We start from the raw sequence: 25,717 nt of genomic DNA, 5'->3' as shown, positions 1-25,717 counted from the left end.
GACGAATGAATTCTGGCGGATAAAGCCTCCCTGTAATCAGCGGGGCAGGGGTGTTGCAAATAGGCCGCTGTCCGGCTGGCGTGAAAAGCGTTGGGTATCCTGGTGCAGCTTGTCAATCACCTCGGTCAGCCAGGCGCGGCGTAGCCCCTGCTCGGCATCTGCGCGCAGTTGGTCAAGCCATTGGGAGTGCCCGGAGTAGTGTGGCCATAACTCATGGTCTGCTTCTAGGGGGTTAGGGCTGCACCTGTCCAGCCAGTTGGGGATAAGCTCCTTGTGGTGGCTCAGTTGATACAGGGAAGCCGCATCCAGCTGCGAGCGGCGCATGATGGTGCCGTGGTGATGGGCGATAGCCAACACCTGCAGAAGATGAATCAGGCTGGGCCAATGATCGAAGTGGCCGCCTTCGGTGAGGTGGTAAAAGCGCCTGCACAACGAATGGTCTTCATCCATATGCTCCAGAACCAGAGCGTAATGGCCCGCTGAATCCGGCCCGATTTGGTGAGTGTCGGGTGTTATCAGATGCAGTTTGAACTCGAAGTCGGCCTCAGGCGTGCGGTGCTCTTGAAACCATTTATGCAGCTGCCCCGGCGCTTTGTAGCTGAAAGGGTGCTGGTGGGCTGAGTCGCTTTTCCCGGTCAGCCAGCCTTCTTCCAGCGCGAATTGCTGATTGAGCCAATCGAGATGTGCCTGGCGCAGAGCCAGCTTGAGCTGATCAGCATCCGACCACTGATAGGCGGACAGCTGTAAGGTATCCGGCAGCAAGGCGTTGATCTCAGTGCGGGCCACGCCATGGGCTTCAAAAGTCGCCAGCACGCGTGCTGCCTGCTGGCGTACCGGGTTGCGTCGTTCACTGAGCCAGGCAAACAGGCGCTGCAGCAAATCAATCCAGTCCTTGGGGTTCATGCGGCAGCTCCTGGGTTAGCGGGTCAATAGCGTGTTTATGCCGAGGCCTTTCTGCCGCGCTTGGCCTTGGGCGCGGCGGCGAGTTGGGCTTGGATGCGCCCCAGCAGCACGCTGGCCGGTTCGTCGTTCGGGTCTTGTGGCACCAGTTCGCCTCTGAAAGCTTTGGCCAGAATACTTTGGGTCAGGTGGTCGATACGGCTTTTGGCGCTTTGCACCTTGCTTTCAAGCTGGTCGGTGAAGGCGAAGAGCTGTTCGACGCGACGGACAATTTCCGTTTGTTCATCTTGCGAGGGCAGCATAAATGCTAGATCCCGAATGTTCGAGAGATTCAGGCCAGGTTTGCCGCCGCCATATGCGAGCTCTGTCAGCTCACCACGACCAGAGCCAATATCTTTTAGGTAGAGCTCTATAAATGGAGCATTGTCGGGCTTCTGGAGCCTGACCAAGGCAACATGCTGGCTAACGTAAGCCTCTGGAAGAGGTTGTTTAACCCGTGCGACTTTCCCGACGTTTGCACCGGTGATTGTTACGAGAATGTCTTGGGCTTGAACTCTTGTCCGCTTGCCCTCGCTCGACTCGGGCAGCTTTACAAAAGCGGTATCCGCTATGTCCAGTTCATCGGTATTAATGTCCTGAGATCGGATGAATATTGCGCCGCTTTCTGAATAGTAGTCAGCCCATCCACGAGAGCCGCTAGTTACCAGCGTGCAAAGCTCTGAAAGCCTAGTGTCTTCCCAGCTAGTGCGAGGCTCGCCAATGTTCGACGCAGCTCGCCACTCCTCCGTCAACCGCCCAGAAACGGCTGCGGTTAGGACGGATTGGCGGAAGAGTTTGAGCAGGGAGGGGATCGCGTCGATGCGGGCTTTAAGGGTGTCGACTTGGGCTAGCAACTCATCGAGTTTTTGGGCGATGCGGGTTTGCTCGGCGAGCGGAGGGATTCGTAGGTCAAAATTTTTAATATCGCCAAGCGATACGTTGTTCATCGCTCCGCCGCGAGATATATCGGCGAGGAAGCCTCTGGACAAAGAGCTCAGCTGGTATTGGAGGAAGCTATAGCTGGTTATCTCGCTTGGGACTCTAATTATTGCAACAGCCTGGTTTGTATTCGCAGGCAAGTCTTCCTTTTGTACTAGTGCTGTCTTACCTATTGTTCCTGCAATTGAAAAAAGCACATCGTTTTCTTGGAGCTGTGAGCGCAAAAGGGCTGCGTGAGCTTCTTCAGATATAAATTGATTAATAGAGTTTTTTTGAATTCTATTATTTGCGATATTTTCGATTTTTACGAAAGATACACCTGTTTTTTCGTAGCTGAAGCCTATAGTTGTTGGTGTTGTTCCTTTCGTTATTAGTGAGGAGACTTCTTGCAAAGCATATTTACCCCACCCCTCCGGCAACTCACTCATCCCCATTCCCCTCAACCACCGCCAACCCCATCACTTCCGCCATCAACTGCTTTTGCGCCGCCACTTCATCACCTGCGCCCAGTGCTTTCATTAGTTCTTCCAGCTCATGCAGGGCTTCAGTGAGTTCGGCCATAGTTTCACCGGCCAGCACTTCCGGCGCAGGCAGGTCGGCAGCGTCGAGGCTGTCAGCATCTTTTAGCCAGCTGATATCCAGCGAGCCGCCACGCTCGCAGATTTGCTCACGGCTATATACGCGGAAGCGGCTCAATTCGCCGATGCCTTCGACGTTCTCTGCGCGCGGGCTGTTGCCGTTGGCATCCGTGCCATAGGCGTCCTCGAAGGGCTTGAGGTGCTGTGCGCCAAAGGGAGTGCGTTTGCCAAAGCTAGGCATATTGCTGCGCAGGTCATAGACCCACACGCGCTGAGTGCAGCCCTGCTCCTGGCGCGGGTTGTCAGCAGTGCCTTTCTGGAAGAACAGCACGTTGGTCTTGACGCCTTGCGCATAAAAGATGCCGGTGGGCAGGCGCAGGATGGTGTGCAGGTTGCACTTGTCCATAAGGTCGCGGCGTACCTCGGTGCCAACGCCTGCTTCAAACAGTACGTTATCCGGCAGCACCACGGCGGCGCGGCCACCGGGTTTGAGGCCACGGTAGATATGCTGGAGAAAGGCCAGCTGCTTGTTGCTGGTCTTGTAGGTGAGGTCGTCGCGGGTCGGGCCGCCACCGCCCTTGGCGGTGCCGAACGGTGGGTTGGAGAGAATCACGTCGACCTTGGGCAGGTTGGCCCCGCTTTGGCCAAGGGCGTTGCCCAGATGTACCACGCCTTCTTCGTCGCCTTCCATACCGTGCAGCAGGGTGTTCATTAGTGCCAGGCGGCGGGTGCCTGGCACCAGTTCGATGCCGACAAAGGCGCGGTTGCGCTGGAAGGCCTGGGCCTTGGCGTCGAGGTCGTAGTGATCATCGCTGTGGCCCTTGATATAGGCGTCGGCGGCAATCAGGAAGCCTGCGGTGCCGGCAGCCGGGTCCTGGATGGTTTCACCGGGTTGCGGTTTGATGCAGTTGATGATGCTGTCGATCAGCGGGCGCGGGGTGAAGTACTGGCCGGCGCCGGATTTGGTTTCGCTGGCGTTCTTCTCCAGCAAGCCTTCGTACAGATCGCCCAAGCCATCCTGGCGGGCGCTGAACCAGTCGATACCGTCCAGGCTTTTGATCAACTGCTCCAGGTGGCGTGGCTCTTTCAGGCGGGTCTGTGCGTCGGCATAGATGGCGGCGATCAGTGGGTCGCTGTTCTTGCCCAAATCGAGCAGCATCTGCCGGTAGTGATCGAGCAGGTTCAGGCCGGATTTGCCGGCCAGATCCGGCCAGCGCGCACCAGCTGGCAGCTTGTGGGCAAAGCTGTCGTTGTTCTGAACTTGCTCAAACTCCATCTTGATAAACAGCAACAGAACTAGTTCTGTGACGTAGTCGCTGTAGTTGATGCCGTCGTCGCGCAGCACGTCGCAGAGATTCCAGAGCTTCTGGACGATATCGGAGTTGGTCATGGGGTCTCTCTAATTGGCTCATAACGTGAGCCGAATACATCGGCTATTCGGCTCACGGGAAAAAGGTTGGTTTAGCCGGGTGTTTGCCAGAAAGGATCGTTCTGCCAGTCGGGCGCAAAGCCCATGGCCCGTAGGTTGGTCTCTGGAAACTCTGCCAATAACTCGTGTAGGCGTCTGTCCCAACTGGTATGCGGGCTGACCTGGCGCATCAGCAGGTTGAGGATGCACAGCACGGTGAACAGGCGGGCATGTTGTCCGGGTTGTTGCAGGTGTTGCGGCCAGGGGAAATTGACCGTCCTGGGTAGCTCTGGACGGATGCCCAGCTCGCGGTTCCACAGGCGTGCGTGATGCGCGCAAATATTGCGGATGGTGGTCAGGGTGTGCAGCCAGGATTGCAGCAGAGGGGCCGGCAGCTTCAGGCGTTTGGCGATGGCCTTTTTGTCGGCATCGCGGGCCAGGCCCTTGAACAGGTGCGAGAGATCGCCCAGGGTGATTTCTTCCATGGCCGCCCAGGCGGGCATCAGCTCGGGGGTGTTGTACGTCAAGGCGTAATGACGTGCGTAGCTTTCCTTGGCGCGCATGCTCTTGAGTTGTTCTTTGCGGGCATCAGAGGCTTGTGAGGCGTCGATGCGCAGGCATTCGCGCAGATGATCCTGAAGAGCCTTGTCCTGCTTACTGCGAATGCTGTCGAGCAGCACCTGGTGGCGATAGCCGCGCTGGAAGAACTTTGGCTCTAGATACCAATGCGAGCCATATTGCGGCCCCATGCGGTTGCTAATAACGGCTCTGACCGCGACTTCTATGCGCTCGATGGCATCCATGACCAACAAGCGCAGGCGACGGTCGAAGTCATACAGGCGGGTGAGCGCCTGCAGGCGCGTGCCGGGCCTGAAAACGTGGTCGGCATCTTCCGAAAGCTGGAATGGGCGCATGTAGGGCGTGAGGCGGAAGAAACTGACCGCTTCCAGAAAGCAGTGCGCTTTGGCTTCATCCTGGATGGTAAGCCCACGCTGTTTGAGCAGGGCCAGCTGCGCAGGAATATCAATGGCTGGCTTGCGGAAAGACTTCATGCGGAAAAACTACCGGGCATAAAAAACCCGCTCAATTTGTGCGTAGCTGCCGAAGCAACCATAGGCATGGCGGGTGTGTTGCGTGAGAGCATATGCACCAGGGCATCGTTTTGCAAGTGGTTTGGCACTGTAATGATGAGCCGGGCGGCGTCTTTGGTTGGCTGCGAGCCCGGCCGGCTGGCTATATACAGAGGGCGACTGGCTTCGGACGCAGGTGTCCTTTGTCCTGGGACCAAGGACACCTGCTGTCGGCTGATCAACGGCGCGTCAATACCCATCAAGCTACCGACCATAGGTTGTCATTTAGCGCTTCCAATACCTGGTCCAAATTGCCGCCTAGGTTGCGATCCAACGCCTTGGTGCCGCCATCGTTACGGAAGGCATCGTTGACCTGCTGTGGGTCAATGACCACTTCATGCACCAGTTGCTTGGCCAGGCGCTCCAGCCATTTGCGTTGCACGGGCGTCCAGGGTCGCTGGACGTAGATGGTCTGCATGGCCTTGGCCACCCTTTGGTCGAAGGGCAGCAGGGCTTCGCCGATGGCCGCCTGGCGGATGTAGCCGATGATGCTGGCGGCGACTTCTTGGTTGGTCTGATTGCGCCATGCGCTTTTCAGGCTGGCTTCGCTGAAACCGTGCTGATCAAGTAGCAGGCGTACTTCGCGCAGTTGCTCGCGGGTCAGATCCTTGGGGCGGTTGACCACCACGCCAAGGGCAGCGGACTGGTTGAGTTGGTTGCGAATAAAGTCGTTGAAGCTTTCCAGGAAGTCAGCCGGCTTCTGATTTTGCCCGTAGTTCTGCTCGCGCACCCGCAGTTCATCGCTGTGGGTGGAAATAACCGGGTAGTTCTCCGAGCCGAGCAGGGCGCTTACGGCGGCGAGCTGGTTGAGTAGCTGGCTGTGCTGGCGGACGAAGTTGGCGGCTTGCTGCGGGCCAAGGTCGTGCAGGTGTTTGTGCAGTTGGGCCGGCTCAACGCCCCACACTTCTTGCAGCTCATCGAGCTTTTTCTTCAGCGTGGGTTTTTCCTCGGCCTTGTGCTGGGCCTTGCGCAGGATACGCATGACGCGCTGGCTTAGTTGGTCGAGCACATCATGGGCGTGGCTGCTGTCGTCTTGGCTGCCGGGTGCGTTATGGCTGGTTCCGCTGGTGAGTTCGCTGACCAGTTGGTCCAGGCTGATGTTGGGGTTCTTCACCAGGGGCTTCATGGTGTCGACCGCTTCCAGGCTGGAATACAGGTCGACGGGGTCGTAGATGCGGAATACGGTTTTGCCAATGTCGTCGCATCGGCGCGTGGCGCGGCCTTTCATCTGCTCGTAGAGGATGCGCGAGCGCACCCGGCGCATAAACACCAGGTTGCAGATTTTCGGTACGTCGATGCCGGTGGTGAGCAGGTCGACAGTGATGGCGATATTGGGGGAGGGCTCGTTCTTGTAGCGGCGAATCAGCGTTTCAACCTTGTCGCTCTGGCCGGTGATGATTTCCACGGCGGCCTGGTTGTACTGCTCGCCGTAGGCTTCTTTGAAGGCGTCGTCGAGTAGGTTTTTGACCCGCTCGGCATGGGCCTGATTGACGCAGAAGATCATGGTCTTCTCGTCGCCAAACGGGTCCAGCTCTTTAGCCAACTCGTCGCAGATGACCTTGTCGAAGGCCGGGGTGATCACACGGCGGTTGAACGACTCGATGTTGAAGGTGAGTTCATCGTCCAATTCGGCTACGTCGACTTCACCGGTTTGGGTGTTGATAACGCTGACCGACTCGCCTTTCTCGAAGCGAATACCGTGCTTGCTGAGTTGGGTTTCGTAGCGAATCGGTGGTTCATGATCCACCAGCCAGTCGTCGGCCACGGCTTCGCGGTAGCTGTAGGTGAATACTGGTTTACCGAAGATTTCGCTGGTGTGCTTAGCCGGGGTGGCGGTGAGGCCGATACGGCAGGCGTCGAAGTGATCGAGCACGCGGCGGTACTGCGAGAGGTACTGGCTGTGATCGCGCACGGCCAACTCACCTTCGGTCATTTCCTGGTCGAGGGTGTAACCCCGGTGGGCTTCGTCGACGATGATGCAGTCGAATTCGCCCACGGGTGGCGGGTTATCTGAGCGGAAGATACGGCTGACCATAGCTTGCACGGTAGCGACCTGGACGCGGGTTTCCGCCTCGGCGGCCATGTCGCCCAGCTCTTTGATGTCGTAGATCTGCGCCAGGGTGTGGTTCTGCTCAAGCGTGGTGTCGTTGAACGCGTCGATGGCCTGCTGGCCGAGGGCGCTGCGGTCAACCAGAAACAGAATACGCTTGAAGCGTTCGGCCTTCAGGAAGCGGTACATCAGGCCAATCGCTGTGCGGGTTTTACCGGTGCCGGTGGCCATGGCCAGCAGGCAGTCACGCTGGTTGTTGGCCAGGGTCTGTTCCACAGCCTGAATGGCCTTGACCTGGTAGTCATGCAGCTTGAGGTAGGCGAAGCCTTCGGCCTTGAGCTTTGCCTCGGCGTCTGCCTGGCTGCGTTTGAGCAGGTCGAGCAGGTCATCCGGTTTGTGAAAGTCTTGCAGCGGACGCCGTGTGTTGGCCGGGCTGCGCAGGTCACGGAACCAGGTGCCAGATTGTTCGGCGAGCTGCTTGATAAAGGGCCGGCCGTTGCAGGCGAAGGTAAAGGGCACGCGGAAGTGCCCACCCTGGCCATCGTTCCAGGGCTGAGTTTGACCCGCTAGCAGCCAGGGCTGCTGATGCTCGGCAGTTAAGTTGAACTCACGGGCATAGCGCTCGGCCTGGGGGATGCGGTCGGCGATGTTGATGCGTTTACGCTTGGCTTCAACGATGGCAATGGGCGTGAGACCGGCGAACAGCACGTAGTCGGCGCAAGCTTTGGGGCTGCTGGTGGGCCACTCGGCGATGGCTTTGTTTTTACCTTTCTCCGGGCGGGCACCTTTGCTGTAGGTGAGATCGAGGGAATCCGCCTCCCAGCCTGCATCGATCAACTGCTGGTCTATCAGAATACGGGTTAGGTCTTCGGAGAGATCGAAGCTGCTGCTGGCCTGTTGGGTTTTCTTGGCAACCTGTTGGCTAACCTGCGGCTGGGCGGCCATTTGCTGTTGCATGGCCTTGAGGCTTTGCTCGTGCTCGCGTTGCAGCTTGTGCAACGTAGCTTCATGCTCGGCTGCCAACTGCTTATGGCTGCGTGATTCGGCATCCATCTGCTCAGCAAGCACGGCATATTCTTCGGCTTCCTGCTTGAGCAGGCCGGCTAGCTGCTGATTGCTCTCCAGTTGCTGGCTGGACTCGCTGAGCTGCGTTTTAAGCTGTTCGATCTGGCTTTGCAGCTCACGCAGGGGGGTACTGGGATCTGCTGGCGTAACGAAGGGGCCGGGTTTGAACGCGTGTGCGTTCTTGCCGAAGCTCTGGTGATACCAGACGGCCAGAGCGCGGGCAACCTTAAGCCCATCCATGGCCTCACGGTGCTGGGTGCGGAACTCATGAGTGGCCCGGTTACCCTCCACACGCAGGGTATGAAACAGGCTGCGGATGTTCTGATCCAGCTGGATCTCGCGGCTGAGCTTGTAGAGCAGGTCGGACTGCGTGGTGGTGGCATCGAACTCGATACCGGCGCGGCTGGCTAGGTCTTGAGCCAGTGCCTCGCCGAGTTGGCGCAGCTTGATCAGGGTGGTTTTGGGATCGCTGGCGAAGACCTGCTCGGCCGTGCTCGCAAGCTGCAGGAAGACAGGATCGTGCTCCTGGAGAAAAGCGAAGTTACTGCTGGCTGCCATGGTCGATCCTTTGAGCTCTTTTCCTTTAACTGCGCCAGATTGATACCAGCTACGCAGAATTACAGGGAGTTTACTCAAAGTGGGTAGGACAGGGGGAGCAGAAATTTAGCAGCTAAATTTTCAGGCTTTCGCACGCGTGTCTCCAGTTGAGTGTTAGCGACTTACGCCCTGGGATGTTTTCTTTCTAGACTGCTGACGTTTGCTGGCTACTAGAGCCAGGCGCTGTTTTTCCAGGGCGGGATCATTGAAGCGAATGGTCAGGTGCTCCTGGGCTGCCAGCTCCAGAACTTGCTGTTTGAACTCTGCAGAGCCATTCACGCTCAGGGATTGGCCGAAGCGCTGCGCGGCAAGCTGCAGAGCGGCAATCACAGTTGCTGGCTTTGCATGTCTGGAGATCTGGAGTGCGCGGCCGTCATCGCGAATGACTGCTTCGCCGATTAGGTAGATCAGGGTGCCTTGCTTTGTAATGTTGTTAGGTGGCAGTGCTGTTGATGGCGATGGGGCTGCTGCGGCTTCGCCGCCCAGAGTGTTGCCTTTCAGTCCGCTGGCACAGACCCTTGCTCTCAGCGCAGCAAGGGCGTTTGCATCACCCTGGCGCGCGTGCTCCTGCAGCCAGTCATGCCAACTGCGTTGGCGGTACCGCAGGGTTAGTTCGCGGCACGCCTGTTTGTGCTGCTGTCTGGCGTTTTCGATTGCCGCCAGCAGTGTTTTGCTGATCTGGTTGAGGATGATCTTCTTGGCCAGCCGGTCGGCCCCAGAGAGCTTTAAAGCATTGCGCTTGAGGGCTGCCAGACGTTTGGCGGCGGTGATCTGTTGGTCGCGGATAGCCCCAGTAAATCTGGCCGCTTTGGCGCGTGTGGTGGCACAGTGTTTTTGCTCGGCCTGGTAGCGGGCGAACAGTTCGCTAGTATCCAGGCGAGAGCGCATGGGGCGTTGCTGATACTGCTGGGCTGGTGCCGGGGTCTCTTTTGCTCCGCATGCCTGGAAGGGCCCCAGGGCCATTTCTAGTTTGGCCTTCGATATGTCCCGTGATACAGAACTGGCCTTGATGGCGGTGTTGTCTGCGCTGGTAATGACTAGGCCATTGCCGCGAAGTTGTAGACTCAGGCCATTGGTTTGCATTACCTGGTGCAGGGCATTCCAGCTATCGGCGGCAGTGATTTGTTCCAGGCACTCACGACGAACCCATCCGATGAGGCTTTCAACGCCGGCGGCATGCTCCAGGTCGCCCGCACGGCCACGAGCTGCCTGACGCTCAGACTGGTGGTTGTCGCGCTCCAGGCCAAATTCATGCTCCAGTGTTGAGCACAGCTGATTCAGAGTCTTGTAATCGCGAAAGGGCGAGTGCAGAGTCAGCCTAGACGGATGGATCTTGTTGATGGCCAGGTGGATATGGATGTTGTCGGTGTCGTGGTGGACGGCGCTGATGCGTTGGTGCTCGGTGTAACCGAGACCCGAGCATATATGTTGCTCGATCTGCTCCAGAACCGTTTCGTCAGGCTCTTCGCCTGCGCGGAAGCTGAGGATGAGGTGGTAGGTCTTGTCGGTCTCACAACGCACGTTTCGCGCCTGCGTGGCGGTGACCTCCAGGATGGCGTCCTCGACCTCCAAAGAATGGCAGTTGCTGATCTGTACGTGACCGACACGCTCACGCTTGTCCTGCGGGTCGCACATGTAGCGCACCAGTTCTCTGAAGCTGCTTTTGCGCAGTGAGCGGATGGCTACATGCTTGGCGATCACGGACGGATGCTCCGCGCCGCGATTGGGGTGACGAGGGCCGCCATGGTTGAGCGCAGTGACTGCTGGCTTTCCCGAATTTCGTCCACCAGCGTTTGCAGGGTGCGGTTGGCCTGCATCTGTCCGTAAGCGGGGAGGTGGTCATAGTGGGTCAAAGCCAGTTTGAGCAAATTGCCCAGGCGTGCCTGATCGGCATTAACCCGTGCCAGCTCCTCTACGTACTGGTAATCCAGGATGCTGGAGACTTCATAGCCTTGCCCCACCAAGAGCAAGTAGCGCGATGCGCTGTGCCCAGATGCCTGGGCGTTGAGCAGTATCCGTTCGCGCTCATGGGGCAGGCAGTAGACCTTGATGGGCGGCTCAACGCGCCGACTGGTGCTCTCACCCATGGTGTTCAACCTGTTTGTTTGCTATGGCCCAGCAGGGCAGGGTGGGGCCTTGAGTGCGAAGCGCGAATACGGCCCCTTTGTGAGGCGCGCACCGGAGGTGTGGGCCTGCACATACTACCCTGTCCCGCATCTCAGCGCTTTTAACGTGCCTCTTGTTGACAGGTAGCAGTGCAAGTCTTGCGTGTTGAACGCTGCAGTTGCAGGTTGAGCGTGTTTTGAACGCTTTAATGGCGGGTTGGACGCCAGAGAGGCTGCTAATGCTCACTGCAGATGCCCCTTGGTTGCGGTTGAGCTGAGCGTAATTGCCCTTGGGTGGATGGGTTCCTGCTTGGCACTTTGTGATGGCTGAGGGGCGGTGATCAGTTGTCGGGCGTAGCGACGAAATGCCTGGTAGGTGAATGGAATGCGTTGCTCTTCGTGCAGCAGTTTCCATATGGCGAGTAGTGACCAACCGCTGCTGTAGGCCTGCTGGATCTCCTCGCGCATAGAGATAAAAGCGCTGCGGTTGCGAGCGGCGATGCTGGCATCAGGCTTTCGCATAACGTGTGCGGCGATCCGCTCAGAGAGTGTCTTGGTCTTTGGTTGAACAGACGAGTCTTCCTTCGTAGCTTCCGCGCCGTTATGTGCTTGTGATGTGTATGTGCTCATGTATTGCCTCCATTTCGTTGGTTCCAGCAGATCTTTGATTGCATCATCGACCTCGCTTGGATTCGCTTTGCTTTTTGAGCTGCGTACGTAACTCAGCCAGTGATTGGCGCTCTAAGAGCTCATCCGGTACGCAATTGTGATTTCGGATGCTTGCTGCTTTGTTCCTCTCCCTCGGTTGCTGTTTGGCACTGGGCACAAACTCACCAAGCTGAGCCACTTCCACAAGTCTTCGCAGTAACCCGAGAGGGTTTCGGACTCGGCCCTTTGCGATCAGGGCGGCGATTTCATCGAGGACAAGTTGACGCTGAGGAGTAGGGCACTGCTGCAGCAACTTCTGAGTTGCGGTACGGTTTTGGCCGGACAGCTCTGCGGGTATTGCCAGAGGCGTAAGCGGTCCGTTTTGCGCTGTTGTAGGTTCTTTTATGATTCTTGATGGTTGGGCTGACATGGGTGTCACCCTTTTGCTACCTCTGCTGTCATCCTTTTTGACCTGATTTGTCAGGGTTTCGCTTGCTTCTGGAGCAAAGGGTGACAGTTTGTCAGGGTTAGTTATCCACAGAGGGTTGACCCGATATTCCGTGGCAAACCCGCGCCCGCCATTACCGTACCGAACCGTGAGCAACCATCCGTTTTCGCGCATTTGTGCGAGATACCGGCGAACGCTGCGTTCGCTCTGACGTGTTTTCTTGGCGATATAAGCGACGCTGGGGCGGATGTTGGTTCCGTCATCGTGTGCATGGTCGGCATAGGCCAGGGCCGTAAGGAGTTCGCAGCCGCCTGCTGGATAGTGCTCCCACACTAGGCTTGAGATTTTTATGCTCATGATCGGGGCGCTTTTTAAGAGGGCGGGCGTTTTAGTTGCTGATTCCGTCGTCGATCAGTCTCGCAATGTCCTCCGTGCGAAATAGCACGCGGCGCCCCCATTTCCGCTTGGCTGCGTTGATGCTCCGAGCCCACTCAGTCCTGTTGTCAGAGAGCGTGATGCGGAGAGCTTCTGGGCTTCGATGCATGATTTCGCCAAGCTGCTCGTAGGTCATCAGGATTCCGCAGCGAGCGGTCAGAATTTCTTGGGTTGTGGACATGTAGGTACTCCTTGGTATCAGTTACGGCTAAATCCTATTAGCATTCTTCGTTGGGCTTTAAGAGTTAAAATTAGCCACTTGAAAAACTCTACATCCCTCATGAATTATGGGGTTACATGGTTTTTTTGTCGGATTTGAGAATTTAGCATCGAGGTCGAGTTTTTAGCATGTACGTGAAACACCATCCCCCACCGGCTGATGAGCTTGAGATCATTCTTGGGGTGAAACATGGGTATTTGCGTGTACCGATATGGCGTCCACTGGTAGCCGATATCTTGCAGCAAGCGACGGTCGAGGCATTGAAGCCAATCGTCTTCAAGCGAGTCTTGAAGAGGCACGTAAGCCAAGTTTTGGAGCGCATGGTGCGTTGCCCCAGCCTTACGGACCAACAGCGGCTGGTTGATGGTTTGAGCTCAGCTCTCGTCTTTTTGAATAGGCAAGAGCTGAGTTGGGGGGCGTTTGGCGAAATGGGCCATTCCCTGAGCTTTCCAGGCCGAACTTCTCCTGATTTGCTTGTGTCGCTGGGACAGCTAATGGGGGCTGGGCAGGCGATCAATGAGATCCTTGGCTATAAAAAAACTCCGGTTCGTCGCTTTTGCTCCATGTGCTGGCGGTTCGTTTTGAGCGGGAAAAAGCACTGTAGGGCCCACCAAGTACCAATTGGTGGAGCCAGTGAAAAGCTATCGCATGGGCCTGACAACTACTGGTTTTGCCGTAAATTGTTGCCGCAATTTACTGAGCACGTCCGGAGGCTTTCCAATCAAGCAAGGAAGGAGAAGCTGCGCTCATGGTGGAAAGAGGCCATCGAAGATGCCCAGGTTATTCCTTGGCTTGAGCGCCATAGGCCGCTGACGTGGCAGCTTGTGGTAAGGCGTGTGGGGAGGCTTGAAGATGCTGCTGTGCTGCCCGCCTTGATTCAGGCGCTAGATGATCACGATCTGGAGGTCGGTGTGCTGCGTGAGCAGAGATCAGCTTTTCACCGCTCACTGCTGGATGATCGGAAAGCCGTTTTTGATCTTCTGCTGCGCGCGGAGGCCTGGCTTAGAGCTGCTGCAGAACGCCGGGGGAATTGGGGGGGGAGTCGCGTTGGGGCTGGACGGCCAGCCCGTTTCTAGTCCTCAATTAACGACGCCAATGTCCTGTCTTATTCGGTGGCATATCTTTGCGGTGATAAGGTCTAGGCAGCGGATAAGTGTAGTAGTTGCCTTTTCATTAAAGGTCTCGCTGTTTGGATTTTCCATCAGTATCGAGTAAATTTCGGTCATATTGAAGTCTTGATGAATTACTTCGGATGAGAATGTATAAATCTCGTCGTAAAAGGTTTTTCCAAGTGGCGAGAGATTGGCCTTGTTGCTGACATTGCTTAATAGGTTGTAGCAGTAGCTTTTTTTCTCAATAAGCAACTTGCTTTTTTTGGTATTTTCTTGGGGGTGGGCCAATTCCATTGCTGTATTGAATCCGGCCCTGTCAACTTTGGCGTGCACTTGGAGCCAAAAGCCAATCTGCTCAGGCGCTAGCCAGTCAACATAAAAATCTAGCGAAATTTCATATGTCGATCTGAGCAGGCAAACTGCTTGAAAGTAGTAGTTGTTATTAATTAGTAATTTGATGGCCTGTAAATTTTCGCTGAGCCTGTAGAGAATCGAAAAAAGAGTTTGGTGGTAGTGGAGTCCGGGTATGTAGCTGCTGTGAAACATCTTTACTTCCTCAGCTAGTTTAGAGGCGTGCGCATGAAGTTTTTCTAATTCATGCGTGTGCCTCGCTGAGATATTTTTCCCAAGAATTGAATGTGCTTTTCCGGTCTCTTTTTTTGCTACTGTCGAGTCAAGAAAAACTCCTAAATTTTCCTCCTTAAATTTTAGGTGTCTGACTTCGTAAGCGCTCTCTTCGAGCTCTATTGACGTTTCCAGAACTACCACTGGAGCCATCTCGATTTTAAGGGCTGCGTATGCCTGGTAAACGGCGGAGTCGTCAGGTGCGACATATGCTTCAGGGGCGGCTTTATTTATATTTTTGTATACATAAATTTGGGGGCGATGCCCAGATCGTATCAGATCTTTGACATAGGCTATGTCTTCCTCCGGAACTATGTCAGTTACACCTGTGAATTCGGAGTCAGCCCTTTTGTAAAAGCCATTTTTTATATTTTTTAACGATATTCTTGTGAGTAGGGCTTGCTTTTCTCCGTTTATCAGTCGTAGATATTTTTTGAGAAAAATTTCGTCATTAACGATGTCTCTGTTTGAGCAGATTTTCTCCATCGATATTGTTGATGTCAGCGGGAGGCGATTCAGTCTTGGCTTTGTGATTTCTGTATTCATTTTTGATCTTTGGTTAGGTGTTTTAGGGCGTCTAGTTTTTTTACAAGATCTTCTGCGCGCAGGTGCGTGTAGCGCTTCAGCATCTGCATCGACCTATGCCCGCTGATGGCGGATACCTCCTGGTCGGATAGACCGCCTTCGACCAGCCGGCTGACCGCCTCATGACGCAGATCGTGGAAGCGTAGGTCGGGCATACCGAGCTTGGTCTTCAGCAAACCCCAGGTCTTGGTGAAGGCGTAGGGGCTGCGCTTGCCATTTCTGCCTGGCTCGCCAAAGAACACCAAGTCACAGTCAATCGGGCGTACAGGGTTGTTCAGCGCAGCCTGGAAGGTCTCTGTGGCCCATTTGCTGAGCGGGACAGTGCGAGCGCTGTCGTTCTTGGTATCTGAGAGGCGCACCACGCGCTTTTTCATGTCGACCTGATGTCGGCGCAGGGATGTGATCTCGGATGAGCGCATGCCGGTTTCCAGGGCGATGCGGACGATCCAGCCAAGCATGGGGTTGCTGTGATTGTTCACGGCGGTCAGCAGGCGGCGTTCTTCTTCTGCAGATAAGCGTCGGTCGCGACCTTCGCCGGGGCTGGGTTTACGGATGTTCAGCACTGGGTTAAAGCTCAGGCCCAGGCCCCATTCCTGAATTGCCACAGTGAACAGGTGGCTGAGCAGGGCCAGTTCTAGGCGCACGGTGTTGTTGCTGGTGGGCTTGCCGCGATTGGTGATCGAGGCCAAGCGGGTATCGCGGTAGCCGGCGATGATTTCAGCGGAGAGGGCGGCCATGGAGTATTTGCCCACATGGTTGATCAGCTGTTGGGCTTTGGTGGCTTCGGCGCGCTGGGTTGTCGGCTTCTTGGTGGGGCTGATTTCACTGAGATAGCGTTTCAGCGCCATTTCCAACGTCATGCGTTCGGAGCCGCTGCGCTGGATGTAAACGCCCCTGACCATTTCGTCTTCGGTGCGACGTGCCCAGTCTTCGGCATCGCGTTTGGTACGGAAGGTTTTGGTGTTGGTCGGCCAGCCGGTTTTGCGTACTAGGGCCTTCCAAGTGCCGGCATCCGTTTTGACGATTGTGGCCATTTTTCCTGCTCCAAAAGCGTACCGTTGTACCGGCACTGTACTGAATTTGTACCTTTGGACTATAGGACTGGTAAAGCTGTTTTTCTTGCGGACATGAAAAAGCCGCGCAGTGCGCGGCTTTGAAGTTGGTGGGCCCACACGGACTCGAACCGTGGACCAAAGGATTATGAGTCCTCTGCTCTAACCAACTGAGCTATGGGCCCTCAGAAGCTGGCGGATTATACCGGCGCCTTCCGCGTCATGCCAACTGATCGCTTCGGTTGGAGGAATTTATCTGCAAAAAGTTTGGCATCCAGAGGCCGATTGATAAAAAAGCCCTGTATTTGCTCGCAACCGGCTTTGGCTAAAAATTGCGCCTGGGCTTTGGTCTCGACACCTTCGGCGATCACCGTGAGCTGCAGGCTATTGCCCAGGGCGATGATGGCGCGGGCGATTGCTGCGTCATGGGGGTTTTGCGGTAAGCCACGAACGAATGATTGGTCGATTTTCAGCGTGTCCAGCGGCAATCGCTTTAGGTAACTCAGCGAAGAGTAGCCGGTGCCGAAATCATCGATTGCCAGTTGTAGACCGAGCTTTTTGAGGCGGTGAAGTGTATCGAGAGCATCCTCAGTCTGATTCATGATGAAGCTTTCGGTGATCTCCAGCTGCAATAGTTCAGGCGCCAATTTATAGCGCTTGAGTAATGCTGCGATCATTTCGATCAAGTCGGGTTGACGTAGTTGAACGCCTGCGAGGTTGACTGCGATTGCACCGAAGGGTGCATGTGTCGCTTGCCAGCTGGCCATCTGTTTGCAAGATTGCTCCAGCATCCAACTGCCCAAAGGCAGAATCAAGCCGCACTCTTCGGCTATCGGGATAAAGCGGCTTGGTTGGATTTCGCCCAGCTCTGGATGCGTCCAGCGAACCAGTGCCTCGGCACCGATCAATTGATTGTTGTTCAGGCTGAATTTAGGTTGGTAGACCACGTGCAGCTGGTTGTGCTCCAGCGCGTGGCGCAAGCCGATTTCAAGGTTCATGCGTTCGGTGGCGATAGAGCTGAGCTCTGGCGTGTATAGCTCTAAGCGGTTGCGGCCTTTGGCTTTGGATTGATACATGGCCGTGTCGGCGTTTTTGATTAGCGAGGCGACGTCTTGAGCGTCATCGGGGTAGAGGCTGAGGCCGATGCTGGCGCTTATAAAGAATTGATGCTGTTCGACGATAAATGCCTGCTTGAAGCAGGCGAGAAGCCTTTCGGCTGTTTGCGCCGCTTGGTCGCGGGTTTGCAGTTCAGGTAAAAGGATGATGAATTCGTCGCCACCGAGCCGCGCCACGGTGTCCTGTTCGCCTAATTGAAGCTTGAGTCGTTCGGCAATGCTTTTAAGCAGTTGGTCGCCGATCGGGTGGCCGAGGCTGTCATTGATGTGCTTGAAACGGTCCAGGTCCATAAACAGCACGGCGCCATGTCGGTCGCTGGCATGGCATTTTTCAAGCTCGGCCTGCAGGCGGGTTTCAAACAGCAGTCGATTAGGCAGGCCGGTTAAAGAGTCGTGGTGGGCTTGGTGGTCTAGTTTTGCCTGCGCTTGTTTTAGCGGGGTGATGTCGGCAAATACGCCCACATAATGGGTTATTTCATTAAGGCTGTTGCGCACGGCGCTGATGGTCAGCCATTCAGGGAATATTTCGCCAGTTTTACGCTTGTTCCAGATCTCGCCCTGCCAATGGCCGTTGCGGGTGAGTTGTTGCCACATTGCTGCGTAGAAGCTTCGATCGTGACGACCTGAAGACAGCATGCTGGCGTGGTTGCCCAGTGTTTCAAGTTCGCTAAATCCGGTGATTTCGGTGAAGGCGCGGTTAATTGCGGTGATGTGTTGATTGGTGTCGGTGATCATCACGCCTTCCGCAGTGCTTTCAAATACAGTGGCAGCTTGTAGAAGTTTTTCCTGCATGACGTGCTTGTCCGTCACATCGCGGGCGATTGTGAGCAGGCAGGTCTCGTTGCCGATGGTCATGAACTGGGCTGAGAGTTCGCAAATGCGCACAGCACCAGTGCTTGTTCTAATCGCGGCGGTGTAGTCCCGTATGCTGCCGTGGTTCTGTAACTGTTGCAGTATATAGGCGCGCTGTTTGGGGTCGTTCCAAAGCCCGAGCTCCAAGGTTGAGCGATTTAATACTTGTTTTGCATTGAATCCGGTTATGTGGGCGAACCCCTCGTTGGCATCAAGCAGCATGCCATCTTCCGCACGGGTAATCAGCATTCCATCCGGGGAGGCGTGGAATGCTTTCGCGAATTTTTCCTCGGACAGTTCAAGCAGATGCTGAGTGCTGCGTATTATGCTGATGTCGCGGATGACGATAACCAGCGTGCTGTTGTCCGCGTGATTAAGTGCTTCGGCTGAGACCAGGCCGGTAAACAGTTCGCCGTTACTGCGGCGAAATGGCAGTTCAAGGTTGCGCAGCGAGCCATTTGCCATCTTTTCCTGAAATGTGCGGTCCGCATCGGGTTCGCCCCAGATATTCAGTTCATATGGGGTTTTACCGATTGCCTCGTCTATACGGATTGCAAACTGTTGCTCAAATGCCTGATTTACTTCGAGCAGCGTGCCAGCCTTGCGGTCGGCAATGACCATGATGTCTGGGCACTGTTGGAACACAGAAATAAACTTCTGTTTTGATAGGCGCAACGCTTGCTCTGTGCGCTTGGTTTCGCTGATATCGATCATCAGACCGCGTAGCGTGAGCTTGTCACTCTGCTGGCTCAGGGTGACGATGTCACGCACCCAAACGACATGACCATCCTTGGCCAGCATGCGATAGTCGAGGCTGTGGTCGCGGCCAGCCGCGGTCTCTGTTGTGGTGAAACTTATGGTTTCGGCTGCGTCTTCAGGATGCAAAATACTTTGCCAAAAACCTGATTTTTTCCAGTTATCGAGCGGATATCCCAAGAGCTTTTCTGCATGGGAGGAGACGTAGGTGTAGCAGAGTGAATCTGCGGTTGATTCCCAAGTGATTGCCGACAGGTTTTCAACCAGACCGCGATAGTGATGTTCACTTGTACGTAATTCTTGTTCGACCAGACGTCGTCTGTTTGCCTCGGAGTTCAGGCGCCGGTTGCTGATTACGACGCTTAACAATATTGCGAGCAGGGCGGCTAGAAACGGTAGTCCGTAGATCAGCACTTCACGCCAATGGTTGCGGCTATCAATTACCCCGCCAATCCACGGCTCTTGCAATTCATCGATCTGCTCATTGCTCATGTCGTCAAAAACTTTGTCGAGAATACCGACTAACACCTGATTGTTCGGCGGTGTTGCCATCGCCAGTTGATAGCGGTACGGCGTTTCACCACTTATAGATACACCTTCGAGCTTGAGTTGTCGTAAGCGCCAGATGCTGGAGGCAAGGTCGCCGACCAGTGCATCCGCGCGGCCAGTGCTCAAGGCTTGCAGGGCAGAATCCACCGTGGGCAGAGGCAGCAAGTTGAGGTCTGGGTTGTTATTGCGTAGCAGTTCGTGTGGCGCATAGTTTTTGACGACGGCAACCTTTAATCCGTAAAGCGCTTTGAGGTTACGGGGTTGAGGTCCGTCTTTACGCGCCAGAATGACGATGGGGAAATCAAGATAAGGGCGAGTGAAGGCCAGATAGGTTTGCCGTTCGGGTGTCGACATGATGCCCGGCAGTAAGTCGATATCACCGGCCTTGGCGAGCGAGAGCACAGCGCTCCAGTCCCGCGGTTCAATGGGTTTGACTTTGACCTTGAGGGTTTGCTCGATGTGCGTGATGTAGCTTGCGGCGAGGCCACGATACTTGCCTTGCTCATCACGAAACTCAAACGGCGGCCAAGAGGCGTCTATGCCGAGGCGCAGTGTTGGGTGCTGCTGCAGCCAAAGCTTTTCTGTTGGCGTTAACGTGAGTGCCGCTGCGGCTGAAGTCCACAGAGCCAGACCGAGCAAAATAATGACTGACAATTGCCGCATCACATGTGCAGTCCATGTCGAATGGATAGTTATTTCGAGTGTAGTCTGGGTCTTACTTTGCCGGGGAATATAAAATAAAACCCCCGGTGTTTGCCGGGGGTTTTAGTGTTACTCGTCGAGGAAGGAGCGCAGATGCTCGCTTCGTGTCGGGTGGCGCAACTTGCGTAGCGCCTTGGCCTCGATCTGACGAATACGTTCACGCGTTACATCGAACTGTTTACCCACCTCTTCAAGAGTGTGATCGGTATTCATGTCGATGCCGAAGCGCATGCGCAGTACCTTGGCTTCACGTGCAGTGAGGCCGGAGAGTACTTCGCGGGTGGCTTCCTTGAGACTTTCCACGGTCGCCACATCAATTGGCGATTGCATGGTGGAGTCTTCAATGAAGTCGCCCAAATGCGAATCTTCGTCGTCGCCGATTGGGGTTTCCATGGAGATCGGCTCTTTAGCGATCTTCAATACCTTACGGATTTTGTCCTCAGGCATTTCCATGCGTTCGCCCAGTTCTTCCGGCGTCGGCTCGCGTCCCATCTCTTGCAACATCTGGCGAGAGATGCGGTTGAGCTTGTTGATCGTCTCGATCATGTGCACAGGAATACGGATGGTCCGCGCCTGGTCAGCAATGGAGCGAGTGATCGCCTGGCGAATCCACCAAGTTGCATAGGTCGAGAACTTGTAACCGCGACGGTATTCGAACTTGTCCACTGCCTTCATCAAGCCGATGTTGCCTTCCTGGATCAGATCGAGGAATTGCAGGCCACGGTTGGTGTACTTCTTGGCGATGGAGATAACCAGACGCAGGTTAGCCTCAACCATTTCTTTCTTGGCGCGACGTGCTTTGGCTTCACCGATCGACATGCGACGGTTGATGTCTTTGATTTCAGCCAGAGTCAGGTCGCACTCTGTCTGCAAAGCCACCAGCTTCTGCTGGCAACGCTGAATATCAGCAATGCGGGTGCCAATGGCTTCAGCGTACTTAGCCTTACCTTTAGCTATGGTTTCAGACCAGCTTTCGTCGATTTCATTGCCGGGGAACTGGCGAAGGAAATCAGCACGCGGCATGCGTGCATCGCGAACACAGATTTGCATAATGGCGCGTTCTTGACCGCGAAGGCGCGCAAGCGCGTCACGCAGACGAACAACCAGTGCTTCATACTGCTTAGGCACTAGCTTGATCGGCATAAACAGCTCAGCCAGAGCTTTTAGCTCAGCCTTTGCCTGCTTGCTGCTACGACCATGCTTTTTAAGCGCCTTGTTGGCGATTTCGAGCTGTTCAGCTACTGCGGTGAAGCGGCGAAGGGCTTCTTCCGGATCCGGACCACCGTCGCCTTCTTCTTCCTCGTCATCGCTGTCGTCGCTGTCGTCGTCATCGTCTTTGTCGTCTGCGCTATCGTCCTTTGCAGGAGTCGGGGCGGCAGCTTCGGCAGGCACGGTGCCGTCGTCCGGGTCAATATAACCACTGAGGACTTCAACCAAACGACCACCTTCGGTGGTTACGCGGTTGTATTCGGCAAGAATGCTGTCGACTGTTCCTGGGAAATGGGCAATAGCGCCCATAACTTCGCGGATGCCTTCCTCAATGCGTTTAGCGATTTCGATCTCGCCTTCGCGGGTAAGCAGTTCCACGGTGCCCATTTCACGCATGTACATCCGCACCGGATCAGTGGTGCGGCCGATATCGGTTTCAACGGCTGCGAGTGCTGCTGCGGCTTCTTCAGCGGCAGCTTCGTCGGTGTCGGCTTCAGCCAACAACAGAGCGTCCGCATCGGGAGCACTCTCGAATACGTTGATCCCCATGTCGTTAATCATGCGGATGATGTCTTCCACCTGTTCCGGATCGGAAATATCCTCCGGCAAGTGGTCATTGACCTCCGCGTAAGTCAGGTAACCCTGCTCACGACCGCGGCTGATCAATTCTTTCAAACGAGATTGCTGTTGAGCTTTTACGGACATAACACCCTATCCATTGAAGGTCTTGGCGGGCTAAAAACAAGCCGAGGATTATACCTCGGAATTGGGCTCAAGCGCCAGTTGAGCTCTTCTCGCTCTGTGAGGAAGGGCTGCTGTAGTGTTCTCTCAGCAGTGCTTTTTCCTCTTCGGTCAGTTCGCTCGGGCTTTTTAGCATGACACTACGCAATGCCTGTTCACGCCGCCTTTGCAATTGGTTCTGTGCAAGCCTAGTTATGGTGTCGATAAACTGTTGTTCAAGGTTGTCGTGATCAATTAGCCATTCCTTTTCTGCAAGTGCCTGTAATAAACGCCCCTGTTCGGTGCCGTGCCAGCGTGCAATAAGTTGCAGTGAACGTAAGCTCGGGTCCTTTTGCAGTGCGCCAACCAAGGCGACAAGAAGTTGCGCATATGTGTCGTCTTCTGCAGCGAAGTGGCTGACATTTTCGACTTTTTGCGCAAGCTCAGGGTGATGGAGAAGTGTGCGTAATGCACTGATGTTGGGCGATTCAACACCGATAACCGTACGTGGTTTGCGGGGCTTGAAGTCGTCGCGAGCTTTCTTGCTCCACTTGCCGTCCTGTTTCTTCCAGTTGCCTTTGCTCTTTTCCTTACTGCTGAACTCAAAGTTTAGCTCTGGTTCAGCATGTTGGTAGTCGTTGTAATCCGGTTGTCCGTCGAGATAAGCACTGTCCGGTATGTCGGCGAAGTCACTTGGCGCTGCACTGCTCTGGTGGCTGTGAGTTGGAGCCATTTGATTGACTGTTTCACCGCTAAGGCCAGTGATCTCGGTGAGGCGTTGACGCATCAATATGCGTAGGTTGTTGCCCGGGACTTTTTCAATCATTGGTGCGGCGAGGGTGACCAGGTGTGCCTTGCCTTCTAGTGAGCGCGGATCGGCTTCTTCGCTCAAGTGCTCGAAAAAGTAGTCAGCAAGTGGCTGTGCTTGCTGGTTGATCCGTGCGCGGAAGGCGTCTGTGCCTTCGCTGCGGACTAGGGTGTCAGGGTCTTCGCCGTCCGGTAAAAATAAAAAACGGGCGCGCCTGCCGTCCTGTAAATTGGGTAGGGTGGCCTCCAGTGCGCGCCATGCTGCGTTGCGCCCTGCTTGGTCGCCGTCAAAACAAAATAATACGCTTGGTACGATGCGAAACAGGCGTTTCAGGTGTTCTTCACTGGTCGCTGTGCCGAGCGTGGCAACGGCATTGCGCAGGCCTTGTTGGGCGAGGGCAATGACGTCCATGTAGCCTTCGACGACCATTATTTCGTCAAGGTCACGGTTGCTTTTGCGCGCTTCAAATAAGCCGTAAAGCTCTTGGCCTTTATGGAATACCGGGGTCTCTGGCGAGTTTAGGTATTTCGGTTTGTCGTCACCGAGTACGCGTCCGCCGAAGGCTATTACTCGGCCGCGGCTGTCGCGAATCGGGAAAATCACCCGGTCACGAAAGCGGTCGTAGCGTTTTCCGCTCTCGGCGTTTTCGACCAGCAGGCCCGCGTCAATCATGGCTTTTTGCTGGAGATTGTCGCTGGCCAAGTATTTGTGCAGGTTGTCCCAGCCGGGTGGGGCAAAGCCGAGCCCAAAGTCTCGAGCGATTTCGCCTGTAAGGCCGCGACCTTTAAGGTATTCAATGGCGGCTTTGCGCTGTGGGTGGCTCTTTAGCGCTTGGCGGTAAAACTCTGCAGCTGCCGTGAGCAGCGGGTAGAGCGGTGAGTCTGTCGGCTGGCGCGGCTTGTTGTTGCGTCCGCCTTCTTCGCGGGGCACTTCCATGCCTGCGCGCTTTGCCAGGTCTTCTATCGCTTGCGGGAAATCAAGCTGGTCGTGGTCCATGACAAAGCCGAGCGCGTTGCCGCCAGCGCCGCAGCCGAAACAGTAATAGAACTGTTTGTCAGGGCTGACGCTAAAAGAGGGAGTTTTCTCTTTGTGGAACGGGCAGCAGGCGGTGTAATTCTTGCCAGCCTTTTTTAACTGAATGCGCGAACTCACCACGTCGACAATGTCGGTGCGGTTGAGCAGGTCATCAATAAAAGACTGTGGAATCAAGCCGGCCATAGGCGCTCAGTATGTTGGCCTGGAGTTGCGCAGGCGGACATGGGAAACGTACATATATAGTCTATTGTGGAGCGCAGATCATTACATCGAAAGCTGCAGCGACACCCAAGAAGTGTGACTGATGCGATGTGCGGTTACCCGTCATAAAGCGTGTGCTGTGCGTATTCGCGAGAAATTTGTGGCAATCGCTCAGCGAAAAAAGCTCCGATTATTCGCGAAGGCGAAGCGCAGTGGTGCGCTCAATGATGAGTAAGCTGAGTTGAGTCAGAAGTTATCTGACGGAAACGGCAAAGCCCGGCCGGAGCCGGGCAATGCAGACTGCAGCTATGCGGTCTGTACGATTAGTACAGGCGCACGCTACGGCGCTGTTCGCGCTGTACTTTCTTCGCGTGACGCTTAACAGCGGCTGCTGCTTTACGCTTACGCTCAGAAGTCGGCTTTTCGTAGAATTCGCGGCTGCGAACTTCAGCCAGTACACCGGCTTTTTCGCAAGAGCGCTTGAAGCGACGCAGAGCTACGTCGAAGGGTTCGTTCTCTTTAACTTTGACGGCTGGCATCCAGGGCGTACCTTCACTTTAATTCGGTGGTTAACGTGCTCCTAACTAAAGGCGCTGGAGTACGTAGGTTTTTAAGGGTTGCGGATGTTAACGCCTCATCGCGAAGAATGCAAAGCCTCTGATCGAAAAGCGCTGGTCGGCATACCCGTGCGGCCATTATTATGCCTGACTTCTTGTTCAAGTCCCTCTTTAAATCAAGGCGTTAGCCAATGTTGGTACTGGGTTTAGAAACCTCTTGTGATGAAACCGGTGTCGCGCTCTATGACAGTGAGCGCGGGCTTTTGGCCGATGCGTTGTTCAGCCAGATCGATTTGCACCGTATCTATGGCGGTGTCGTGCCGGAATTGGCCTCGCGCGATCACGTAAAGCGCATGCTGCCGTTGATCCGGCAGGTGTTGGAGCAGGCGCAGTGCAGCACCGAAGACATTGATGCAATTGCCTATACCGCAGGCCCAGGGCTGGTCGGTGCACTGTTGGTGGGAGCTTCCTGCGCCCAGTCTTTAGCCTTCGCTTGGGGGATTCCGGCACTGGGTGTGCATCACATGGAGGGCCACTTGCTCGCGCCAATGCTGGAGCAAAACCCGCCAAGCTTTCCGTTCGTCGCTTTGTTGGTTTCCGGCGGGCATACCCAGTTGGTTCGCGTTGATGGCATTGGTCAATATCAGTTGCTCGGTGAGTCGCTGGATGACGCAGCGGGCGAGGCCTTCGATAAAACAGCCAAGTTAATGGGGTTGCGTTATCCCGGCGGTCCAGAAATTGCGCGCTTAGCCAGTCAGGGCGTTGCTGGGCGGTTTGTGTTCCCGCGACCAATGACTGATCGCCCAGGCTTGGACATGAGCTTTAGCGGCTTGAAAACCTTCACCCTGAATACCTGGCAGCAATGTGTGACTGACGGCGATGACGGCGAGCAGACGCGCTGTGACATTGCCTTGGCATTTCAACAGGCCGTGGTTGAGACGCTGACAATCAAGTGCCGCCGCGCCTTGAAACTGGCGGGGTTGAACAGCTTGGTGATTGCTGGTGGCGTGAGCGCTAATACGGCTTTGCGCCAATCGCTGGAAAAAATGCTCGGCGAGTTTAACGGGCAGGTGTTTTATGCGCGTCCGGAGTTCTGTACCGATAATGGCGCAATGATCGCCTACGCGGGTTGTCAGCGCTTGTTGGCCGGGCAGCATGAAGACTTAAGCATTGCGGTGCGCGCACGTTGGCCCATGGAGCAGCTTGCGCCGCTGTAACTGGATGTTCATGCAGTTCTTGCTGGCGCCGCCCTGCTGGGTGAACGCGGCTCATGCTGTG

18 protein-coding genes and 1 tRNA gene are annotated in these 25,717 nt (G+C 55.4%); 2 read left to right on the top strand and 17 right to left on the bottom strand.

Features of this window, described 5'->3' with window-relative positions; all coding sequences use genetic code 11:
* Positions 1-36: 36 nt before the first annotated feature.
* The 10 genes from ACN0UH_RS16865 to ACN0UH_RS16820 all read right to left on the bottom strand — a co-directional run bounded on the left by ACN0UH_RS16865 (position 37) and on the right by ACN0UH_RS16820 (position 12,523).
* The gene (locus ACN0UH_RS16865; RefSeq protein WP_417663143.1) at positions 37-903 is read right to left on the bottom strand and encodes a hypothetical protein; all 867 of its coding nucleotides are present in this window, start codon (positions 901-903) and stop codon (positions 37-39) included.
* A 35-nt stretch (positions 904-938) separates the two neighbouring features.
* Positions 939-2,306, bottom strand: a complete 1,368-nt coding sequence (locus tag ACN0UH_RS16860) for a restriction endonuclease subunit S (RefSeq protein WP_417663142.1) — start codon at positions 2,304-2,306, stop codon at positions 939-941.
* On the bottom strand, positions 2,299-3,846 hold the full coding sequence (locus ACN0UH_RS16855; RefSeq protein WP_417663141.1) for an N-6 DNA methylase: 1,548 nt from the start codon (positions 3,844-3,846) through the stop codon (positions 2,299-2,301). The genes ACN0UH_RS16860 and ACN0UH_RS16855 overlap by 8 nt, the downstream gene beginning before the upstream one ends.
* Positions 3,847-3,917: 71 nt before the next feature.
* Positions 3,918-4,916 carry an Abi family protein gene (locus ACN0UH_RS16850; RefSeq protein WP_417663140.1) on the bottom strand — a complete coding sequence of 333 codons (999 nt, stop codon included), beginning with the start codon at positions 4,914-4,916 and terminating at the stop codon, positions 3,918-3,920.
* Between the two features lie 277 nt (positions 4,917-5,193).
* Positions 5,194-8,667, bottom strand: coding sequence for a type I restriction-modification system endonuclease (gene hsdR, locus ACN0UH_RS16845; RefSeq protein ID WP_417663139.1), 3,474 nt, complete (start codon positions 8,665-8,667; stop codon positions 5,194-5,196).
* A gap of 153 nt (positions 8,668-8,820) precedes the next feature.
* Positions 8,821-10,407: a TraI/MobA(P) family conjugative relaxase gene (gene traI, locus ACN0UH_RS16840; protein ID WP_417663138.1), complete on the bottom strand. Its 1,587-nt coding sequence runs from the start codon at positions 10,405-10,407 to the stop codon at positions 8,821-8,823.
* Complete coding sequence (locus ACN0UH_RS16835) at positions 10,404-10,793, bottom strand: plasmid mobilization protein (protein ID WP_417663137.1); 390 nt, start codon at positions 10,791-10,793, stop codon at positions 10,404-10,406. Before ACN0UH_RS16835 ends, traI begins: the two co-directional genes overlap by 4 nt.
* Before the next feature lie 261 nt (positions 10,794-11,054).
* The gene (locus ACN0UH_RS16830) at positions 11,055-11,441 is read right to left on the bottom strand and encodes a TraK family protein (RefSeq protein WP_417663136.1); all 387 of its coding nucleotides are present in this window, start codon (positions 11,439-11,441) and stop codon (positions 11,055-11,057) included.
* 43 nt (positions 11,442-11,484) lie between these two features.
* On the bottom strand, positions 11,485-12,264 hold the full coding sequence (locus ACN0UH_RS16825; RefSeq protein WP_417663135.1) for a hypothetical protein: 780 nt from the start codon (positions 12,262-12,264) through the stop codon (positions 11,485-11,487).
* A 31-nt stretch (positions 12,265-12,295) separates the two neighbouring features.
* Positions 12,296-12,523, bottom strand: a complete 228-nt coding sequence (locus tag ACN0UH_RS16820; RefSeq protein WP_417663134.1) for a DNA-binding protein — start codon at positions 12,521-12,523, stop codon at positions 12,296-12,298.
* 167 nt (positions 12,524-12,690) lie between these two features.
* Here ACN0UH_RS16820 and ACN0UH_RS16815 point away from each other — a divergent pair, with 167 nt between their 5' ends.
* A complete protein-coding gene (locus tag ACN0UH_RS16815) occupies positions 12,691-13,638 on the top strand; it encodes a hypothetical protein (RefSeq protein WP_417663133.1) in 948 nt (315 codons plus the stop codon).
* Between the two features lie 3 nt (positions 13,639-13,641).
* Here ACN0UH_RS16815 and ACN0UH_RS16810 read toward each other — a convergent pair whose 3' ends face one another.
* The 7 genes from ACN0UH_RS16810 to rpsU form a co-directional block, all read right to left on the bottom strand.
* Positions 13,642-14,844 carry a hypothetical protein gene (locus tag ACN0UH_RS16810; protein WP_417663132.1) on the bottom strand — a complete coding sequence of 401 codons (1,203 nt, stop codon included), beginning with the start codon at positions 14,842-14,844 and terminating at the stop codon, positions 13,642-13,644.
* Positions 14,841-15,917 (bottom strand): tyrosine-type recombinase/integrase, encoded by a 1,077-nt coding sequence (locus ACN0UH_RS16805; protein ID WP_417663131.1) that lies wholly within the window; start codon positions 15,915-15,917, stop codon positions 14,841-14,843. Before ACN0UH_RS16805 ends, ACN0UH_RS16810 begins: the two co-directional genes overlap by 4 nt.
* 126 nt (positions 15,918-16,043) lie before the next feature.
* Positions 16,044-16,120, bottom strand: a tRNA-Ile gene (locus ACN0UH_RS16800).
* A 15-nt stretch (positions 16,121-16,135) separates the two neighbouring features.
* The gene (locus ACN0UH_RS16795) at positions 16,136-19,870 is read right to left on the bottom strand and encodes a bifunctional diguanylate cyclase/phosphodiesterase (RefSeq protein WP_417663164.1); all 3,735 of its coding nucleotides are present in this window, start codon (positions 19,868-19,870) and stop codon (positions 16,136-16,138) included.
* Positions 19,871-19,978: 108 nt separating this feature from the next.
* A complete protein-coding gene (gene rpoD / locus ACN0UH_RS16790; RefSeq protein ID WP_087515430.1) occupies positions 19,979-21,823 on the bottom strand; it encodes an RNA polymerase sigma factor RpoD in 1,845 nt (614 codons plus the stop codon).
* 67 nt (positions 21,824-21,890) lie between these two features.
* The gene (dnaG, locus tag ACN0UH_RS16785; protein ID WP_417663130.1) at positions 21,891-23,864 is read right to left on the bottom strand and encodes a DNA primase; all 1,974 of its coding nucleotides are present in this window, start codon (positions 23,862-23,864) and stop codon (positions 21,891-21,893) included.
* 341 nt (positions 23,865-24,205) lie between these two features.
* Positions 24,206-24,421 (bottom strand): 30S ribosomal protein S21, encoded by a 216-nt coding sequence (gene rpsU, locus ACN0UH_RS16780; protein WP_003296736.1) that lies wholly within the window; start codon positions 24,419-24,421, stop codon positions 24,206-24,208.
* A gap of 209 nt (positions 24,422-24,630) precedes the next feature.
* On the opposite strand from rpsU, the gene tsaD reads away from it, so the two are divergent.
* Entirely contained in the window at positions 24,631-25,656 is a 1,026-nt protein-coding gene (gene tsaD, locus ACN0UH_RS16775) for a tRNA (adenosine(37)-N6)-threonylcarbamoyltransferase complex transferase subunit TsaD (RefSeq protein WP_417663129.1), read from the top strand.
* Positions 25,657-25,717: the final 61 nt, after the last annotated feature.

Source organism: Pseudomonas sp., from assembly GCF_048265905.1.
In the GTDB taxonomy this organism is placed as follows: domain Bacteria; phylum Pseudomonadota; class Gammaproteobacteria; order Pseudomonadales; family Pseudomonadaceae; genus Aquipseudomonas.
The sequence above is the reverse complement of the archived record's forward strand: the minus strand, read 5'-3'. Positions and strand labels throughout refer to the sequence as shown.

What these genes read in the sequence shown, in the direction of transcription:
- ACN0UH_RS16865 (WP_417663143.1), bottom strand. Translation starts at nt 903, where the DNA reads ATGAACCCCAAGGACTGGATTGATTTGCTGCAGCGCCTGTTTGCCTGG.
- ACN0UH_RS16860 (WP_417663142.1), bottom strand. Translation starts at nt 2,306, where the DNA reads ATGAGTGAGTTGCCGGAGGGGTGGGGTAAATATGCTTTGCAAGAAGTC.
- ACN0UH_RS16855 (WP_417663141.1), bottom strand. Translation starts at nt 3,846, where the DNA reads ATGACCAACTCCGATATCGTCCAGAAGCTCTGGAATCTCTGCGACGTG.
- ACN0UH_RS16850 (WP_417663140.1), bottom strand. Translation starts at nt 4,916, where the DNA reads ATGAAGTCTTTCCGCAAGCCAGCCATTGATATTCCTGCGCAGCTGGCC.
- hsdR (WP_417663139.1), bottom strand. Translation starts at nt 8,667, where the DNA reads ATGGCAGCCAGCAGTAACTTCGCTTTTCTCCAGGAGCACGATCCTGTC.
- ACN0UH_RS16835 (WP_417663137.1), bottom strand. Translation starts at nt 10,793, where the DNA reads ATGGGTGAGAGCACCAGTCGGCGCGTTGAGCCGCCCATCAAGGTCTAC.
- ACN0UH_RS16830 (WP_417663136.1), bottom strand. Translation starts at nt 11,441, where the DNA reads ATGAGCACATACACATCACAAGCACATAACGGCGCGGAAGCTACGAAG.
- ACN0UH_RS16825 (WP_417663135.1), bottom strand. Translation starts at nt 12,264, where the DNA reads ATGAGCATAAAAATCTCAAGCCTAGTGTGGGAGCACTATCCAGCAGGC.
- ACN0UH_RS16820 (WP_417663134.1), bottom strand. Translation starts at nt 12,523, where the DNA reads ATGTCCACAACCCAAGAAATTCTGACCGCTCGCTGCGGAATCCTGATG.
- ACN0UH_RS16815 (WP_417663133.1), top strand. Translation starts at nt 12,691, where the DNA reads ATGTACGTGAAACACCATCCCCCACCGGCTGATGAGCTTGAGATCATT.
- ACN0UH_RS16810 (WP_417663132.1), bottom strand. Translation starts at nt 14,844, where the DNA reads ATGAATACAGAAATCACAAAGCCAAGACTGAATCGCCTCCCGCTGACA.
- ACN0UH_RS16805 (WP_417663131.1), bottom strand. Translation starts at nt 15,917, where the DNA reads ATGGCCACAATCGTCAAAACGGATGCCGGCACTTGGAAGGCCCTAGTA.
- ACN0UH_RS16795 (WP_417663164.1), bottom strand. Translation starts at nt 19,870, where the DNA reads ATGCGGCAATTGTCAGTCATTATTTTGCTCGGTCTGGCTCTGTGGACT.
- rpoD (WP_087515430.1), bottom strand. Translation starts at nt 21,823, where the DNA reads ATGTCCGTAAAAGCTCAACAGCAATCTCGTTTGAAAGAATTGATCAGC.
- dnaG (WP_417663130.1), bottom strand. Translation starts at nt 23,864, where the DNA reads ATGGCCGGCTTGATTCCACAGTCTTTTATTGATGACCTGCTCAACCGC.
- rpsU (WP_003296736.1), bottom strand. Translation starts at nt 24,421, where the DNA reads ATGCCAGCCGTCAAAGTTAAAGAGAACGAACCCTTCGACGTAGCTCTG.
- tsaD (WP_417663129.1), top strand. Translation starts at nt 24,631, where the DNA reads ATGTTGGTACTGGGTTTAGAAACCTCTTGTGATGAAACCGGTGTCGCG.